At 53.0% G+C, this 4,863-nt stretch carries 2 rRNA genes; both read right to left on the reverse strand.

Annotated features, from left to right (window positions below):
* Nucleotides 1-62 precede the first annotated feature (62 nt).
* Nucleotides 63-2,989 (reverse strand): 23S ribosomal RNA (locus tag ACUTVW_RS26615).
* Between the two features lie 411 nt (nucleotides 2,990-3,400).
* Nucleotides 3,401-4,863, reverse strand: a 16S ribosomal RNA gene (locus ACUTVW_RS26620); the annotation flags it as partial.

Below are 4,863 nucleotides of genomic sequence, written 5' to 3' on the forward strand. Positions count from 1 at the left end.
TCAGAGTGTTGTTCTCTGAAAACTAGATTCGAAACGAAACTCACGCAAACTTGAACTTGCTATTGGATAAGCCCTCGACCGATTAGTACTGGTCAGCTCCATGCATTGCTGCACTTCCACCCCCAGCCTATCTACCTCGTCGTCTTCAAGGGGTCTTACATACTGGGAAATCTCATCTTGAGGGGGGCTTCACGCTTAGATGCTTTCAGCGCTTATCCCGTCCGTACATAGCTACCCAGCGGTGCTCCTGGCGGAACAACTGGTACACCAGCGGTACGTCCATCCCGGTCCTCTCGTACTAAGGACAGCTCCTCTCAAATTTCCTACGCCCACGACAGATAGGGACCGAACTGTCTCACGACGTTCTGAACCCAGCTCGCGTACCGCTTTAATGGGCGAACAGCCCAACCCTTGGGACCTACTTCAGCCCCAGGATGCGATGAGCCGACATCGAGGTGCCAAACCTCCCCGTCGATGTGGACTCTTGGGGGAGATAAGCCTGTTATCCCCAGGGTAGCTTTTATCCGTTGAGCGATGGCCCTTCCATGCGGTACCACCGGATCACTAAGCCCGACTTTCGTCCCTGCTCGACTTGTAGGTCTCGCAGTCAAGCTCCCTTATGCCTTTGCACTCTTCGAATGATTTCCAACCATTCTGAGGGAACCTTTGGGCGCCTCCGTTACTCTTTAGGAGGCGACCGCCCCAGTCAAACTGCCCACCTGACACTGTCCCCGCACCGGTTTACGGTACCAGGTTAGAACCTAGATACGATCAGGGTGGTATCCCAACGGTGCCTCCACACAAGCTGGCGCTCATGCTTCAATGGCTCCCACCTATCCTGTACAGATCGTACCCAAATTCAATATCAAGCTGCAGTAAAGCTCCATGGGGTCTTTCCGTCTTGTCGCGGGTAACCTGCATCTTCACAGGTATTAAAATTTCACCGGATCTCTCGTTGAGACAGCGCCCAAGTCGTTACGCCATTCGTGCGGGTCAGAATTTACCTGACAAGGAATTTCGCTACCTTAGGACCGTTATAGTTACGGCCGCCGTTTACTGGGGCTTCGGTTCACAGCTTCGGATTGCTCCTAACCACTCCCCTTAACCTTCCAGCACCGGGCAGGCGTCAGCCCGTATACTTCGCCTTACGGCTTCGCACAGACCTGTGTTTTTGCTAAACAGTCGCTTGGGCCTTTTCACTGCGGCCCCCTCGTGCTATTCACACTACCGGGGCACCCCTTCTCCCGAAGTTACGGGGTCATTTTGCCGAGTTCCTTAACGAGAGTTCTTCCGCGCGCCTTAGAATTCTCTTCTCGCCTACCTGTGTCGGTTTGCGGTACGGGCACCTTCATCTGGCTAGAGGCTTTTCTTGGCAGTGTGAGATCATGACCTTCGCTACTGTAATTTTCGCTCCCCATCACAGCTCAGCCTTACGATGTGCGGATTTGCCTACACATCAGCCTTACTGCTTAGACAGGCATCCATCAGCCTGCGTCACTACCCTACTGCGTCCCCCCATCGCTCGTAACGATTTACGGTGGTACAGGAATTTCGACCTGTTGTCCTTCGACTACGCCTTTCGGCCTCGCCTTAGGTCCCGACTTACCCTGAGCGGACGAGCCTTCCTCAGGAACCCTTAGGCTTTCGGCGGATCAGATTCTCACTGATCTTTTCGTTACTCATACCGGCATTCTCACTTGTATAATGTCCAGCGCTCCTTACGGTACACCTTCAACCCTTATACAACGCTCCCCTACCCCTGATGCATACGCATCAAGCCATAGCTTCGGTGGTGTGTTTAGCCCCGTTACATTTTCGGCGCAGAGTCACTCGACCAGTGAGCTATTACGCACTCTTTCAATGGTGGCTGCTTCTAAGCCAACATCCTGGTTGTCTGTGCAACTCCACATCCTTTCCCACTTAACACACACTTGGGGACCTTAGCTGATGGTCTGGGCTGTTTCCCTTTTGACAATGGATCTTAGCACTCACTGTCTGACTCCCGGAAGTAAGTCTATGGCATTCGGAGTTTGACTGAGCTTGGTAACCCTTGCGGGCCCCGCACCCAATCAGTGCTCTACCTCCACGACTCTGTTTTCCGAGGCTAGCCCTAAAGCTATTTCGGGGAGAACCAGCTATCTCCGAGTTCGATTGGAATTTCTCCGCTACCCCCACCTCATCCCCGCATTTTTCAACATGCGTGGGTTCGGGCCTCCAGTGCGTGTTACCGCACCTTCACCCTGGACAGGGGTAGATCACCCGGTTTCGGGTCTACGTCCACGTACTCACTCGCCCTATTCAGACTCGCTTTCGCTGCGGCTCCGGCTCTTCACCTTAACCTTGCACGGGAACGTAACTCGCCGGTTCATTCTACAAAAGGCACGCCATCACCCCTAAAACGGGCTCTGACTTTTTGTAAGCACACGGTTTCAGGTTCTATTTCACTCCCCTTCCGGGGTGCTTTTCACCTTTCCCTCACGGTACTGCTTCACTATCGGTCGCTAGGAAGTATTTAGCCTTGGCAGATGGTCCTGCCGGATTCATACGGGGTTTCACGTGCCCCGCACTACTCGGGATCCGTCTCGGAGGGAACAGACTTTCAATTACAGGGCTTTTACCTTCTTTGGCGGGCCTTTCCAGACCTCTTCGCTTAACCGGTTCCTTTGTAACTCCATGTGAGACGTCCCACAACCCCAAAGAGCAAGCTCTCTGGTTTGGGCTTCTCCGCGTTCGCTCGCCGCTACTGACGGAATCACTATTGTTTTCTCTTCCTCAAGGTACTTAGATGTTTCAGTTCCCTTGGTATGCCTCTACACAACCTATGTATTCAGTTGTGAGTAACTGGATATTACCCCAGCTGGGTTTCCCCATTCGGACATCCCCGGATCAAAGCTTGCTTACAGCTCCCCGAGGCAGTTTCGTTGTTCGCCACGTCCTTCATCGGCTCCTAGCGCCTAGGCATCCTCCGTGTGCTCTTAGTAGCTTAACCATGACGCTCGTGTTCGAGCTGTCGCTCCGCTTGGTTTGCTTGCGCAAATCCAAAAGTCGCTCCATTTCGATCACTCGCTCCAGCAATCTACCTTATAAAACACTTCACTTGTTTACACAAGATCAGCTAGGATGATTGTTGTTCGGTTACTTGAACCGAGCAAGCATTCATCCCTAAAGGAATGTTCTAATTCGCGTTTGTTTCGTTTCGATATCTAGTTTTCAAAGAACAAATCGTTTGGTTCGAGCCGTTCACAGATGTGTCGGTCGAATCAACGAGAAGTGTTGAGAGTTTGAGCTCTCAAAACTGAGCAACGAGTGAGTGAAAAGCTTTACGAAGTAAAGCTTGCTTCGGAAGCATGCTTCCTGAAGACTTGTTGAATGTTTCCACGCGGGAAACGATTCTCCATAGAAAGGAGGTGATCCAGCCGCACCTTCCGATACGGCTACCTTGTTACGACTTCACCCCAATCATCTATCCCACCTTCGGCGGCTGGCTCCTTGCGGTTACCCCACCGACTTCGGGTGTTATAAACTCTCGTGGTGTGACGGGCGGTGTGTACAAGACCCGGGAACGTATTCACCGCGGCATGCTGATCCGCGATTACTAGCAATTCCGACTTCATGCAGGCGAGTTGCAGCCTGCAATCCGAACTGAGACCGGCTTTGTTGGGATTGGCTCCATCTCGCGATTTCGCTGCCCGTTGTACCGGCCATTGTAGTACGTGTGTAGCCCAGGTCATAAGGGGCATGATGATTTGACGTCATCCCCACCTTCCTCCGGTTTGTCACCGGCAGTCTATCTAGAGTGCCCACCCGAAGTGCTGGCAACTAAATATAAGGGTTGCGCTCGTTGCGGGACTTAACCCAACATCTCACGACACGAGCTGACGACAACCATGCACCACCTGTCTCAACTTTCCCCGAAGGGCACCTGATGCATCTCTGCTTCGTTAGTTGGATGTCAAGACCTGGTAAGGTTCTTCGCGTTGCTTCGAATTAAACCACATACTCCACTGCTTGTGCGGGTCCCCGTCAATTCCTTTGAGTTTCAGTCTTGCGACCGTACTCCCCAGGCGGAGTGCTTAATGTGTTAACTTCGGCACCAAGGGTATCGAAACCCCTAACACCTAGCACTCATCGTTTACGGCGTGGACTACCAGGGTATCTAATCCTGTTTGCTCCCCACGCTTTCGCGCCTCAGCGTCAGTTACAGCCCAGAGAGTCGCCTTCGCCACTGGTGTTCCTCCACATATCTACGCATTTCACCGCTACACGTGGAATTCCACTCTCCTCTTCTGCACTCAAGTCACACAGTTTCCAGTGCGATCCGGGGTTGAGCCCCGGGATTAAACACCAGACTTACATGACCGCCTGCGCGCGCTTTACGCCCAATAATTCCGGACAACGCTTGCCCCCTACGTATTACCGCGGCTGCTGGCACGTAGTTAGCCGGGGCTTTCTTCTCAGGTACCGTCACCTTGAGAGCAGTTACTCTCCCAAGCGTTCTTCCCTGGCAACAGAGCTTTACGATCCGAAAACCTTCATCACTCACGCGGCATTGCTCCGTCAGGCTTTCGCCCATTGCGGAAGATTCCCTACTGCTGCCTCCCGTAGGAGTCTGGGCCGTGTCTCAGTCCCAGTGTGGCCGATCACCCTCTCAGGTCGGCTACGCATCGTCGCCTTGGTGAGCCGTTACCTCACCAACTAGCTAATGCGCCGCAGGCCCATCCCCAAGTGACAGATTGCTCCGTCTTTCCAGTTTCCTTCAGGCGAAGAAAACAAGTATTCGGTATTAGCTACCGTTTCCGGTAGTTGTCCCAAGCTTGAGGGCAGGTTGCCTACGTGTTACTCACCCGTCCGCCGCTAACCATC

The organism is Paenibacillus sp. TSA_86.1 (assembly GCF_052691815.1).